Origin of the sequence: Thalassospira sp. ER-Se-21-Dark, from assembly GCF_017922435.1 — a bacterium.
Classification (GTDB): domain Bacteria; phylum Pseudomonadota; class Alphaproteobacteria; order Rhodospirillales; family Thalassospiraceae; genus Thalassospira.
Window position 1 is genome coordinate 1350781 of record NZ_VDEZ01000001.1, and the last position, 12515, is coordinate 1363295.

The following is a 12515-nucleotide window of genomic DNA, read 5'->3' on the forward strand; positions in this document are numbered from 1 at the left end:
AAATGGCGAAGCAACCAGCCAAAGCACCAAGTCAGCGACAGCTCCGCGTGGCGGAAGAAATCCGTCAGGCGCTGTCGCAGGCATTGGAGCGTGGAGACATTTACGATCCGGATCTGACACGGCGCCCGGTAACCATTACGGGTGTCAATCTTTCACCGGATATGCGCAATGCCATGGTATCTTTCACCCCGCTTGGCGGTGGAGAGGCAGAAACGTCGATGAAGGCGTTGATGCGTCAGAAAGGTCACCTGCGCAATCATGTGGCCCACACGGTTCACATGAAATATGTGCCCGCATTGCGATTTGTCGAAGACAAGAGTTTTGATGTCGCTGACCATATTGGTGCCCTGCTGCGCGACCCGCATGTTGCGCAGGATCTTGTGGATGACCGGTCGGGCGACCCGGAAGATGAGGACGACTGATGGCGCGTCGCCGTCGCGGTAAAAGCATTAATGGCTGGCTGGCGGTGGACAAGCCCCTGGAGATCACGTCATCAACCGTGGTCAATCAGGTGCGCCGTCTGCTTGATGCCAACAAGGCCGGACATGGCGGGACACTTGACCCGCTGGCGTCTGGCGTTCTGCCAATTGCCTTTGGCGAAGCAACCAAAACGGTTGCCTATGTCATGGATGGCAGCAAAAGTTATCGCGTGACGTTGAAATTCGGCGAAGCGCGCAGTACAGACGATGCCGAAGGCGAGGTTATTGAAACCTCCGACCATCGTCCGACGGAAGACGAAATCAAGGCTGTGCTGGGTGAATTCATCGGTGAAATCCAGCAGGTGCCGCCAAAGTTTTCGGCGATCAAGGTCAATGGCAAGCGTGCCTATGACCTTGCGCGTCGCGATGAAGATGTGGTGTTGCAGCCACGTCCGATTCTGATCAAGGATCTTCGACTGGTCGACATGCCAGATCGCGATCACGCCGTGTTTGACGTTGTGTCAGGCAAGGGCGCGTATATGCGATCTTTGGCGCGCGATATCGCGCTGCGCCTAGGCACCGTCGGCTATATCGCCGCGCTTCGCCGGACTTCGGCGGGGCCGTTTTCGGAAGGGAACGCCATTCCCCTGCAGGAACTGCTGGATATGGACCCGGACGAGGTGATGAAGAAACTGCTTCCGGTTGAGACCGCGCTGGACGACATCCCGGCGCTGGCCCTGACCGAAGTCGAGGCGCAACGCCTTTCCTCTGGCCAGCCCGTCGGGCTGTTGCCGGTGGCAAAGCGCAATGCCCTTGAAAACCCCGTCGTGCAGGACGAAATCGTCTGTGCCATGCTCCATGACCGCGCTGTTGCGTTGGCTGAGATCACTGGTGGCGAAATTCGACCTGTGCGTGTTTTTAATCTCTAAAGGCGAAAGGATGCCTGATGTCGATTACTGCTGAACGCAAAGCTGAGCTGATCAAGGAATACGGTCAGAAAGACGGTGACACCGGTTCCCCCGAAGTCCAGGTTGCTATCCTGACTGAACGGATCAAGAACCTCACCGAGCACATGAAAGAACATAACCACGACTTCCACAGCCGTCGTGGTCTTCTCATGATGGTTGGTCAGCGTCGTCGTCTGCTGAAGTACCTGCAGCGCAAAGACCAGTCGCGTTACGAGAGCGTCATTGAACGCCTCGGTATTCGCCGCTGATATCGAACTGCGGCGGAGGGTGACCTCCGCCGTCGTTTTTTTTTATTGTTCCGGCGGATCGGAACACGAGAAGCAGGGTCGGATGGGCCGACCCGATGCTTACGCCGGACCCATTACTCATGGCGCTGTCATGTAAGCCTCATGAGTAATGTGTTCGGAACTCGTGTACACTTTCGGGTCCGCCAGAGGTTTGTAAGAGGAAGAGAAAATAATGTTTAATGTCGTCCGTAAGGAAATGCAGTGGGGCAATGCCAAACTGGTTCTCGAAACCGGTAAAATCGCCCGTCAGGCAGATGGTGCCGTAAAGGTTACCTACGGTGAAACCGTTGTCCTGTGTACTGCTGTTGGCGCCAAACAGCCGCGCCCGGATGTCGACTTTTTCCCGCTGACGGTTAACTACCAGGAAAAAGCCTTTGCCGCTGGCAAAATCCCGGGTGGTTTCTTCAAACGTGAAGGCCGTCCGTCTGAAAAAGAAACCCTTGTTTCACGTCTGATCGACCGTCCGATCCGTCCGTTGTTCCACCCGCAGTACCGTAACGACACCCAGATCGTTTGTACCGTTCTGTCGCACGACATGGAAAACGATCCGGATGTGGTTGCCATGATCGGTACCTCGGCGGCCCTGACCATTTCCGGTCTGCCGTTCCTTGGCCCGATTGGTGCTGCCCGCGTTGGTTACAAGGATGGTGAATACCTGCTCAACCCGTCGACCGAAGCGGTCAAGGAAAGCGATCTGGATCTGGTTGTTGCCGGTACCCGTGATGGCGTGATGATGGTTGAATCCGAAGCATCCGAGCTGTCCGAAGAAATCATGCTTGGCGCCGTGAAGTTCGGTCACGAACAGTTCCAGGGCGTTCTTGATCTGATCATTGATCTGGCCGAAGAAGCAGCCAAAGAGCCGCGTGAAGTTGCAGAACTTCCGGAAGGCTACGACGCACTGGTCGAAAAAATCGCTGCTCTGGGCACCGAAAGCCTGACCGCTGCTTATGCACATGTTGTCAAACAGGAGCGTTCGGCCGCTGTTTCTGCTGCCAAGGCAGACATCGTCGAGAAACTTGGCGATGAAGTTCCCGATGCGCTTAAAGGCAAAGTTTCCTCGATCATCAAGGATCTGGAAAAAGACATCGTTCGCGGTGCGATCCTGAAAACCGGCAAGCGTATCGATGGTCGTACCGGTGCCGACGTTCGTCCGATCATGGGCGAAGTTTCGGTCCTGCCGCGTTCGCATGGCTCTTCGATCTTCACCCGTGGTGAAACTCAGGCACTGGCTGTTGTTACCCTTGGTACCGGTCAGGACGAGCAGATCGTTGACGCGCTGGACGGTGAATACCGTGAAAGCTTCATGCTGCATTACAACTTCCCGCCCTATTCGGTTGGCGAAGCTGGCCGTATGGGCTCGCCGGGCCGTCGTGAGATTGGTCACGGTAAACTGGCATGGCGTGCCCTGCACCCGCTGATGCCGGGCAAGGATGCCTTCCCGTACACCACCCGTATCGTTTCCGAAGTCACCGAATCAAACGGTTCTTCCTCGATGGCAACCGTTTGCGCAAGCTCGCTTGCGATGATGGATGCCGGTGTTCCGTTGGCACGCCCGGTTGCGGGTATCGCCATGGGCCTGATCAAGGAAGCCGACGATTTCGCAGTTCTGTCCGACATCATGGGTGACGAAGATCACCTTGGTGACATGGACTTCAAGGTTGCTGGTACCGAAAACGGCATTACCTCGCTGCAGATGGACATCAAGATCACTTCGGTAACCCCGGACATCATGCAGATCGCCCTGAAGCAGGCCCGCGATGGTCGTCTGCACATTCTTGGTGAAATGGCCAAAGCCCTTCCGGAAGCACGCGGTGAAGTTTCGGGTAACGCCCCGACCATCACCCAGTTCTCGATCCCGAAAGACAAAATTCGTGATGTCATCGGTTCGGGCGGTAAGGTCATTCGCGAAATCTGCGAAGAGACCGGTGCAAAGGTTGATATTGAAGATGATGGTTCGATCACTGTCGCACATACCGACGGTGCAAAAGGCAAGCAGGCCGTGGATTGGATCAAATCCATCGTTGCGGAACCTGAATTGAATCATATCTATGATGGTAAGGTCGTTAAGGCTGTCGATTTCGGCGCATTCGTGAACTTCTTTGGTGCGCGTGACGGTCTGGTTCACATTTCCGAACTGGCACCTGAGCGTGTCAAACAGGTTTCGGACATCGTGAAAGAAGGCGACCAGGTTAAGGTCAAAGTCATCGGTTTCGATGATCGCGGCAAAATCAAACTGTCGATGAAACGTGTTGACCAGGAAACCGGTGCCGACCTCGACGCAGGCGACGCCGAATAAAGCAAACGGGATGCCGGACGACGATAAAAACGCGACGTCGTCCGGCACTCTGCGCGATGCCATAGCATCGCGGGCAAAGGCCGAATGGGAGAGACGAATTTGAAAGCCCTTAAACCGCTCGTCATGTCGGGTAAAGAAGTCTTGCCAGTTATCGAAGGTGGCAAAGGCGTTGCTGTATCGACGGGTAAAAGTTCCGGCGCATGGGCTGCTGCCGGTGGTATCGGGACTTTTTCCGCTGTGAATGCCGATTCTTATGATGAGAACGGCAATCTGGTCCCGATCGAATATGCAGGAAAAACCCGCAGTGACCGCCATCAGGAACTGATTGCCTACGGCATTCGTGGTGGTATTGCACAAGCACAGATCGCACATGAAATGCGGAACGGTGAAGGCCGTCTGCACATGAACGTATTGTGGGAAATGGGCGGTGCCGAACCGATCCTTCACGGCGTTCTTGAAGGTGCCAAAGGCCTGATCCACGGGGTAACCTGTGGTGCCGGTATGCCCTACAAGATTGCTCAGATTTCTGCGCAATACGGCGTTCACTATTATCCGATTGTCTCGTCAGCCCGTGCTTTCCGCGCATTGTGGCTGCGGGCCTATAAAAAGACCCCGGAATGGCTGGGTGGCGTGGTTTACGAAGATCCGTGGCGCGCTGGTGGCCATAATGGTCTGTCGAATTCCGAAGATCCGCTGGTGCCCGAGGATCCGTTCCCGCGTGTTGCGGCCCTTCGTGAATTCATGAACTCCGTTGGTCTGAATGATGTTCCGATCATCATGGCTGGTGGTGTGTGGTTCCTGCGTGATTTCGAAGACTGGATCGACAACCCCGAAGTGGCCCCGGTGGCCTTCCAGTTCGGGACTCGTCCGCTTCTGACACAGGAAAGCGAGATTTCCGACGAATGGAAACAGCGCCTGACCAGTCTTAAGAATGGTGACGTATCGCTGCATAAATTCAGCCCGACTGGCTTCTATAGTTCGGCTGTGCGCAATGCGTTCCTCGAAGATCTGCATCAGCGTTCTGACCGTCAGGTACGCTATTCGCGTACCGCCGAGGCGGATCTGCATGTCGGTATTCCGCTGGGCCGTCGCGGCCGTCCGATCTATGTGCGTGAAGACGATGCCGACAAGGTCAAGGCTTGGCTTGAAGCTGGCTATACCGAAGGCATGCCGACCCCGGATGACACCATGGTGTTTGTCACCCCGGAAAGCGCACTGACGATCAAGAAAGACCAGATCGACTGCATGGGTTGCCTGTCACAGTGCCAGTTCTCCAACTGGGAACAGCATGAAGGCACCACTGGCAAGCGCGCTGACCCGCGGTCCTTCTGTATCCAGAAGACGCTCCAGAGCATTGCCCATGGCGCAAAAGTTGAAAATGAACTGATGTTTGCCGGTCACAATGCCTACAAGTTTGGTGAAGACCCGTTCTACGCCAACGGCAATATTCCGACTGTGAAGGAACTGGTCGACCGCATCATGACGGGCGACTGATCCTGACATCAGACCAAATAAAAAAGGGCCGGTTTTTACCGGCCCTTTTTGTTTGTATTTCGCAGTATTTCATCACGCGATTATAGTTGATCAAAATCAAAGAACAACGCGTCCGGGTTCTTTAGTCTGTCCCCAGCATTCATTAGGGCCATTATGATTTTGGCCCGACCACGACAAAGGGGCAAAGCTATGGGACATACATCGCGTCCATATACCAACGCGCTTAACCGGCTCAAGGATGCCAATCTGCGTCCGACGCGTCAGCGTCTGGCACTGGCACGTTTGCTGTTTGATGACGGCCATCGTCATGTCACAGCAGAACAGCTGCATTCCGAAGCCATGAGCAACAATATCAAGGTATCGCTGGCAACGGTTTACAACACCCTGCACCAGTTCACCGATGCGCGCCTTCTCAATGAAATCGTGATTGATTCGGGTCGGTCCTATTTCGATACCAACACCGAACCGCATTACCATTTCTATTGTGAAGAAGACGGCATGCTGTCTGACATTCCGGCAGGTGATGTCAAGATCGCAAACATTCCGAACATGCCCAACGGCACGGAACTGGCATCGGTTGATCTGGTATTCCGACTGCGTCGCAACCAGGCGGCGAAGGACGCAGCCTAAGACATCGCGCAGCCGTTATTTGCGCAAGCCTTGCGCAGGTGACAGGCAGATGAAATCTGACACCTGATCAGTGCAATTGCCCCTGCTCTGCTTGACGGTGGCGGATTTCACGACACATAAAGGGCGGCAAGACCACTTGGTTTTGCCGCCTTATTTTTTGCGACTTTGGCTCATACAACAACGTTGTATTGGGCGAACAATAACAAGGAACAGCGCACATGGCGCTTAAGGGAACACGTACCGAGGCAAACCTGCGCGCGGCCTTTGCCGCCGAGGCACAAACCAATCGTCGTTATCTTTACTTTGCCCAGCAGGCCGACATCGAAGGCTATACCGAGGCAGCCGAGCTGTTTCGCACCGCAGCCGAGGCCGAAACCGGCCATGCGTTCGGCCATCTGGAATTTCTTGAAACCGCAGGTGACCCTCTGACTGGCAAAGAATTGGGCACCACCCGCCTGAACCTTGAAGCGGCCATCGCGCAGGAAAAGGACGAGGCCGAAACGGCTTATCCGGAAATGGCCCGTATTGCCCGTGAAGAGGGCTTGGAAGATATCGCTGCATGGTTTGAAAGCCTGGCCCGGGTCGAGGCTGCTCACGCAGATCGCATCGAACGTCTTCTTACCCGAATGGGGAGCAAAATGGACGGTGCATAAAGCTGTTTGATCGCCAAAATGTGATTTGTGATCAGCGTCGAAACGCCGGATTGTGCGCAACCCCACCCCTTCGAATCTAACAGGGAAAATCAGCAATGTTTGTTGTCTCGCTGAACTACAAGGTTCCGCTTGAACAGGTCGATGCGCATATCGAAGACCATATCGCGTGGCTAAAGCAGGCCTATGCAAAGGGCATGTTTCTGGCATCTGGGCGCAAGATCCCGCGTGATGGCGGGGTTATCCTTGCCAAGGGGGATCGGGCCGCACTGGAAGATGAACTGACCCGCGATCCGTTTCATCAGCATGATCTGGCCGATTACCACATCACCGAATTTGATCCGGTGATGGTGGCAGACGGTCTAGAGGCGCTTAAGGGCTGATGGCAAACAAAGGGCCTGCCTTCGCGCCCCGCGTGCCTAGCCTTCAATCAGTTCCGGGTTGGATGAGTTGTCCTTGAGCGCCACACCTGACAGTCCCATCTTGCGCGATTCGACCATCAGATAAGCGATCTTTTTCGCGGCCTTTTCCGGGGTCAGGCCAGCCGGACGGATGTTGGAAACACAGTTGCGATCGGCGTTCGACCGCCCGCGCCGTGGCCCCCAGGTCAGATAGCAGCCAAGTGAATCCGCACTCGAAAGCCCCGGGCGTTCACCGATCAGCATCACGGTCAGCTTGGCGCCCAATGCAGCACCAATTTCATCGCCCAGTCCGACACGTGACTGGGTGGCCAGTGTGATCGGCGCGACTGACCAGCTTTCCCCCAAGTGATCAAGGATCAGCTTTAAGGTATTGGCCGCATGGTCATGGGTGGCGCGGGCTGAAAGACCATCCGCCAGAATGAACGCAACGTCATAGTCCCCGGCATACTTGCCGAGCGCAGCAACAGAGTCTTCGTCCAGCAATCGGCCAAGATCGGGTCGTTGCAGATAGGTCGGGCGATCCGGTGCGGCCGAATGGACATCAAGGATCGTGTGATCAAGTCCATCAAGCTGATCGCGCACGCCGCCGGGTTCAAAGGCCATATGCACCGAATCCCGGGCGCGGGCATGCGCCATCTGGAATTCAAGCAACCTTTCGGTTGGTAACCCGTCGCCCACCCGTCCAAGCCCGATACGGGCATCGGTATGGGCACGAAGTGTGTTCCAGGGATCAAGGCCGCTCGGTATTTTCTTGTTGGTCAGGTTGCTCATTTAAGCGGCCCCCGACCATGCCAGAAGGTTTTGCGCTGCCTGCCCGTCAAGTTGCGGACGGGTTCGGCCATGCTGATCAAGGATTTCCATCTTGCGCAGCCAGGCGGCAAATTCCGGGGCCGGTTGCAGACCCAGTACAGAGCGGAGATACATCGCATCATGGAAGCTTGTGCTTTGGTAATTGAGCATAATGTCATCCGCACCGGGCACCCCGATGACGAAGTTACACCCAGCAACGCCGAGCAGGGTCAGCAGGTTGTCCATGTCATCCTGATCGGCCTCGGCATGGTTGGTATAGCAAACATCACAGCCCATCGGCACGCCAAGCAACTTGCCACAAAAATGGTCCTCAAGCCCGGCGCGGGTGATTTGCTTGCCATCAAACAGATATTCCGGACCGATGAAGCCGACCACCGTATTGACCAGAAGCGGTGAATATTTGCGCGCGACCGCATAGGCGCGGGCCTCGACAGTTTGCTGATCAATGCCTTCGTGGGCATCGGCCGAAAGCGCAGCACCCTGCCCGGTTTCAAAATACATGACATTGTTGCCGACCGTGCCGCGCTTAAGCCCCTTGGCGGCGTCTTCGGCCTCGGCCAGCATGGCCTGGGTGATGCCAAAGCTTTCATTGGCCTTTTGCGTGCCGGCAATCGACTGGAACACCAGATCAACCGGGGCATTGCGCGCCATAACATCAATCGCCGTCGTGACATGGGCCAAAACGCACGACTGGGTCGGGATATCGATCCGTTCGCGGACTTCGTCGATTAGCTTGAGAAGCTCAATCATGGCTTCCGGGCTGTCAGTGGCCGGGTTGATGCCAATCACCGCATCGCCGCTACCATGCATCAGACCGTCAAGGATCGAGGCCGCAACACCCGCAGGATCATCAGTCGGATGATTGGGTTGCAGGCGCACCGAAAGATGGCCGGGCAGGCCGATCGTATTGCGAAAGGCGGTGACGACATGGCATTTCTTGGCAACCGTGATCAGGTCTTGATTGCGCATCAGTTTTGACACCGCCGCGACCATTTCCGGTGTCAGGCCGGGGGCCAGATGTTTAAGTGCTTCGGGGGTCGCATCGTCGGTCAGAAGCCAGTTACGAAAATCACCGACGGTCATCGAGGATACCGGTGCAAAAGCATCTGCATCATGATCATCAATGATCATGCGCGTGACGTCGTCATCCTCGTAAGGGACCAGTGCCTCGCTCAGAAACTGTTTGAGTGGCACATCGGCCAGCGCAAAGCGCGCCGCGACCCGTTCTTCATCCGAGCTTGCCGCCAGCCCTGCCAGCAAATCGCCGGACCGAAGCGGGCTTGCCTTTGCCAGCAGGGTTTTCAGGTCGGGAAAGGTAAAGCGTTCAAAACTGAATGGCGCGCCGGTCTGCAAGTTCTGCCTCCTGAAGCATGAAAGACATCGCCAGGAATTTTTGCCCCTGTCCGCAAAGGAAAACAGCGCCAAACATGACGCTGTTGCGATGCATGATCATCATTTGTCCATGGAACCAGAAAATGCCTCAAATGCAAAGTTTTTAATCACAAGGAAAGGCGCGCCTTTCTATTGTGCAGCCTGTGCGACCTCCGTCAGGGTCTTGCGGGCCGTGGCCGTATTGTGCCGACTGTTGGTTTCATCGCTCGGGCCGCGCAGGACGATATGCGGATGGCCAAGCGAATTGAGTTCGACATGGCCATCAACCTGATAGACATCGCGCAGAAGGTCACTGTCGATGACATCAGAACACGGACCGAACGCGACCATCTTGCCATTGCGAATGGCCATGGCCTGATCGCAATATTGCAGGGCGTGGTTCAGGTCGTGAATGGCGATCAGGACGATGATGTTCTGGCCCTTGGCGACATCACGCATAAAGGACAGGACTTCCATCTGGCGATGCAGATCAAGTGCTGATGTCGGTTCATCCATCAAAAGGATTTTCGGATCACGCACCAGGGTCTGGGCAATCGCGACCAGTTGGCGTTGCCCGCCGCTAAGCTCGCCCAAGTTACGCGCGGCGAGATCGCCAATACGAAGGGCGGCCAGAATATCGTCAATACGTGCCAGTTCATCTGCCCGCACGCGCAGGCTTGATCCCTGCTTGGCGGCCAGAATGATCGATTCATAGACCGATAGCACCGCGGTTGAGCCAGTATCCTGAGGCATATAACAAATCGTATTGCGTTCCTTGCGGTGTGATCCAAGGTCAACAATACCATCGCCCTTTGCAAGGCCGGCCACGCGGCGAAACAGGCTGGATTTGCCGGCTGCATTCGGGCCGATGACGGCTGTTACGGTGCCTGGCTGGATCGTCGGAGTGGTAACATCAGATACCACCTGCACCTTGCCATAACGGGTTCCGATATTTTCGAGACGCAGCGTTACCATGATTTCCTCCGACTTGCGAAAATCAGCGAGAAGAAGAAGGGTACACCGACAAGGGCGGTAATCACCCCGATGGGCAGGATGGCGCCTGGGATCAGCAGCTTTGACAACACGGACGTCGCCGACAGGATCAGGGCGCCACACAGGATCGATGCCGGCAGGAAGAAGCGTTGATCTTCACCCACCAGCATGCGGGCAATATGTGGCCCGACAAGTCCGATGAAGCCGATGGTGCCGACAAAGGAAACCGGAATGGCGGCCAGAAGGCTGACAATCAGCATGGTGCGCAGACGAAGCCCCTGCACATTCACCCCAAAGCTTTCCGCCTTGGCATCGCCCAGACGAAGGGCGGTCAATGCCCATGCCTGACGGGCAAAAAGCGGAATGGCGATAACGACCGCGATGGCGGTGACCGCCACCTTGGTCCAGGTCGCCTTGACCAGTGACCCCATGGTCCAGAAGACAACGGCCGCAAGGGCCTGTTCACTTGCCAGATACTGCAAAAGGGCCAGAAGCGCATTGAAGGTAAAGACCAGTGCAATGCCAAGCAACACGATGGTTTCAACCGTCACGCCACGCATGCGGCTGAAGAAATGAATGATCAGGGCCGTGCCCATCGCCATGATGAAGGCATTGAGCGGAATGATGAATTCGACAAAGGCCGGCAGAAGGGCGACCCCTAGTACAAGCGCCAGCGCCGCGCCAAACCCGGCGGCGGCCGAAATGCCCAGCGTAAACGGGCTTGCCAGCGGGTTGGCAAGGATGGTCTGCATCTGTGCGCCAGCAGTCGACAGCGCCGCGCCCACGGTCAATGCCATGAGGGCGACCGGCATGCGGATATCCCAGATCACCACGCGCAACTGATCAGTCGCCGACGAAGGATCAAGCAGGGTGGCGATCACATCTGATAACGGATAGTTCGCCGGACCCGTTGCCAGATCGATGGCAAATGAAAGAAACAATGCCCCCGCCATTGCAAGCAGGAGCATGAAACGACGCAGGGAGCGTGCCTTGTAATGCACGCTCCCGGCTTCGATACTGAGTTGGTTGGTCGTCATTAGTTTGTGGCTGTATCGCTGATCGAGATGAAGTAGCCCGGCTGGTAGTCCAGCGGCAGGAAGCGTTCGTGCAGTTCCTTGAAGGTTGCTTCCGGATCGATATCGGCAAACAGGTCCGGGTGGAACCATTTCGCCATCCGTTCGATCACCACGAACTGGTACGGGCTGTTATAGAACTGATGCCAGACAGCATGAATTTCGCCGTTCTCGACCGCCTTGATGCCGGTGAAGGCCGGGCGTTCCATCAAGCCAACCAGTTTGCGGCGTGCTTCAACCATATCGGCATCCGGTCCAAGACCGACCCATGCACCACCCGGGGAATAGGCTTCCCAGCTGGCACCGGTGCCAACGAACTGATCGGGGTTGGAGGCCACAACCTGTTCCGGGTTGATCGTGCCAAAGGTGCCCGGAATGATGGATGCTGCGATGTTCACGCCGCCAGCCATTTCGACCATCGTGCCGAAGTTCTCGTTGCCAAACGACATGCAGCATTCATCGGAGTAACCCGCAGCACGTTCAATGAAGACCTTCGGTTTTTCCGGATTTGCCTTGGCAATGCGATCGGTCACGTTCTTGATGCTGTCCGCACGGAACTTGATGAATTCGGCCGCACGATCTTCCTTGCCGGTCAGTTGGCCAAGGATCTTCATGCTGGTGTCGGTGTTTTTCATCGGCGCTTCGCGGAAGTCGATATAGACCAGCGGAATGCCAACAGCAGCGAGTTTTTCGTCAAAACCGCCGTCTTCGGTCGCAGCCTTGGCTTCAAGGTTCATGATCACGACGTCCGGATTGACCGAAATGGCCTGTTCGATGTCGAACGTGCCGTCTTTAATGCCGCCAAAGGTCGGAATGTCATCAATGCGCGGGTATTTCGCAGCATAGATGTCGTAGGTCTGCGGATCAGCCTTTTTCAGGTCATCGCGCCAGCCGACAACGCGCTGGAACGGGTCTTCACTATCGAGCGTCGCCAGACCATAGATCAGGCGGCCTTCGCCCAGAATGACCTTCTGAACTGGTACTTCGACTGTAACTTCACGTCCTGTAACGTCGGTCACCGTGACCGATTCTGCTGCCTGTGCGGTGCCTGTGACCAGCATGGTCAGACCAGCAAATACACCCAAAAATTTCATTCCCGTTC

At 56.0% G+C, this 12515-nt stretch carries 13 protein-coding genes; 8 read left to right on the top strand and 5 right to left on the bottom strand.

Annotation, left to right across the window (positions count from 1 at the left end):
* The first annotated feature begins 2 nt into the window (after nt 1-2).
* From rbfA to FHI25_RS06270, 8 genes are all read left to right on the top strand, one after another.
* The gene (gene rbfA / locus FHI25_RS06235) at nt 3-422 is read left to right on the top strand and encodes a 30S ribosome-binding factor RbfA (protein WP_008888873.1); all 420 of its coding nucleotides are present in this window, start codon (nt 3-5) and stop codon (nt 420-422) included.
* Nucleotides 422-1348, top strand: a complete 927-nt coding sequence (truB, locus tag FHI25_RS06240) for a tRNA pseudouridine(55) synthase TruB (RefSeq protein ID WP_064780279.1) — start codon at nt 422-424, stop codon at nt 1346-1348. Before rbfA ends, truB begins: the two co-directional genes overlap by 1 nt.
* Before the next feature lie 17 nt (nt 1349-1365).
* Nucleotides 1366-1635, top strand: a complete 270-nt coding sequence (rpsO, locus tag FHI25_RS06245; protein WP_008888875.1) for a 30S ribosomal protein S15 — start codon at nt 1366-1368, stop codon at nt 1633-1635.
* A 211-nt stretch (nt 1636-1846) separates the two neighbouring features.
* Nucleotides 1847-3970, top strand: coding sequence for a polyribonucleotide nucleotidyltransferase (gene pnp, locus FHI25_RS06250; protein ID WP_210516051.1), 2124 nt, complete (start codon nt 1847-1849; stop codon nt 3968-3970).
* Nucleotides 3971-4069: 99 nt separating this feature from the next.
* Complete coding sequence (locus FHI25_RS06255) at nt 4070-5464, top strand: 2-nitropropane dioxygenase (RefSeq protein ID WP_008888877.1); 1395 nt, start codon at nt 4070-4072, stop codon at nt 5462-5464.
* Between the two features lie 189 nt (nt 5465-5653).
* Nucleotides 5654-6094, top strand: a complete 441-nt coding sequence (gene irrA / locus FHI25_RS06260; protein WP_063086087.1) for an iron response transcriptional regulator IrrA — start codon at nt 5654-5656, stop codon at nt 6092-6094.
* 218 nt (nt 6095-6312) lie between these two features.
* A complete protein-coding gene (locus tag FHI25_RS06265) occupies nt 6313-6747 on the top strand; it encodes a rubrerythrin family protein (RefSeq protein WP_210516053.1) in 435 nt (144 codons plus the stop codon).
* A 95-nt stretch (nt 6748-6842) separates the two neighbouring features.
* The gene (locus FHI25_RS06270) at nt 6843-7127 is read left to right on the top strand and encodes a YciI family protein (protein WP_008888880.1); all 285 of its coding nucleotides are present in this window, start codon (nt 6843-6845) and stop codon (nt 7125-7127) included.
* A gap of 36 nt (nt 7128-7163) precedes the next feature.
* On the opposite strand, the gene eutC is transcribed toward FHI25_RS06270, so the two are convergent.
* The 5 genes from eutC to FHI25_RS06295 all read right to left on the bottom strand — a co-directional run bounded on the left by eutC (nt 7164) and on the right by FHI25_RS06295 (nt 12507).
* Nucleotides 7164-7937, bottom strand: a complete 774-nt coding sequence (gene eutC, locus FHI25_RS06275; RefSeq protein WP_210516055.1) for an ethanolamine ammonia-lyase subunit EutC — start codon at nt 7935-7937, stop codon at nt 7164-7166.
* Entirely contained in the window at nt 7938-9329 is a 1392-nt protein-coding gene (locus tag FHI25_RS06280; RefSeq protein ID WP_210516057.1) for an ethanolamine ammonia-lyase subunit EutB, read from the bottom strand. It abuts the gene before it with no gap.
* A 168-nt stretch (nt 9330-9497) separates the two neighbouring features.
* Nucleotides 9498-10322, bottom strand: coding sequence for an ABC transporter ATP-binding protein (locus FHI25_RS06285; RefSeq protein WP_008888883.1), 825 nt, complete (start codon nt 10320-10322; stop codon nt 9498-9500).
* On the bottom strand, nt 10316-11377 hold the full coding sequence (locus tag FHI25_RS06290) for an iron ABC transporter permease (RefSeq protein ID WP_008888884.1): 1062 nt from the start codon (nt 11375-11377) through the stop codon (nt 10316-10318). Before FHI25_RS06290 ends, FHI25_RS06285 begins: the two co-directional genes overlap by 7 nt.
* The gene (locus tag FHI25_RS06295) at nt 11377-12507 is read right to left on the bottom strand and encodes an ABC transporter substrate-binding protein (protein WP_210516059.1); all 1131 of its coding nucleotides are present in this window, start codon (nt 12505-12507) and stop codon (nt 11377-11379) included. Before FHI25_RS06295 ends, FHI25_RS06290 begins: the two co-directional genes overlap by 1 nt.
* Between the last annotated feature and the right edge of the window lie 8 nt (nt 12508-12515).

Excerpts from the sequence above, each read along its gene's own strand:
- rbfA (WP_008888873.1), top strand. The coding sequence starts at position 3 with ATGGCGAAGCAACCAGCCAAAGCACCAAGTCAGCGACAGCTCCGCGTG.
- FHI25_RS06285 (WP_008888883.1), bottom strand. The coding sequence starts at position 10,322 with ATGGTAACGCTGCGTCTCGAAAATATCGGAACCCGTTATGGCAAGGTG.
- truB (WP_064780279.1), top strand. The coding sequence starts at position 422 with ATGGCGCGTCGCCGTCGCGGTAAAAGCATTAATGGCTGGCTGGCGGTG.
- rpsO (WP_008888875.1), top strand. The coding sequence starts at position 1,366 with ATGTCGATTACTGCTGAACGCAAAGCTGAGCTGATCAAGGAATACGGT.
- FHI25_RS06290 (WP_008888884.1), bottom strand. The coding sequence starts at position 11,377 with ATGACGACCAACCAACTCAGTATCGAAGCCGGGAGCGTGCATTACAAG.
- eutC (WP_210516055.1), bottom strand. The coding sequence starts at position 7,937 with ATGAGCAACCTGACCAACAAGAAAATACCGAGCGGCCTTGATCCCTGG.
- FHI25_RS06295 (WP_210516059.1), bottom strand. The coding sequence starts at position 12,507 with ATGAAATTTTTGGGTGTATTTGCTGGTCTGACCATGCTGGTCACAGGC.
- pnp (WP_210516051.1), top strand. The coding sequence starts at position 1,847 with ATGTTTAATGTCGTCCGTAAGGAAATGCAGTGGGGCAATGCCAAACTG.
- irrA (WP_063086087.1), top strand. The coding sequence starts at position 5,654 with ATGGGACATACATCGCGTCCATATACCAACGCGCTTAACCGGCTCAAG.
- FHI25_RS06265 (WP_210516053.1), top strand. The coding sequence starts at position 6,313 with ATGGCGCTTAAGGGAACACGTACCGAGGCAAACCTGCGCGCGGCCTTT.
- FHI25_RS06270 (WP_008888880.1), top strand. The coding sequence starts at position 6,843 with ATGTTTGTTGTCTCGCTGAACTACAAGGTTCCGCTTGAACAGGTCGAT.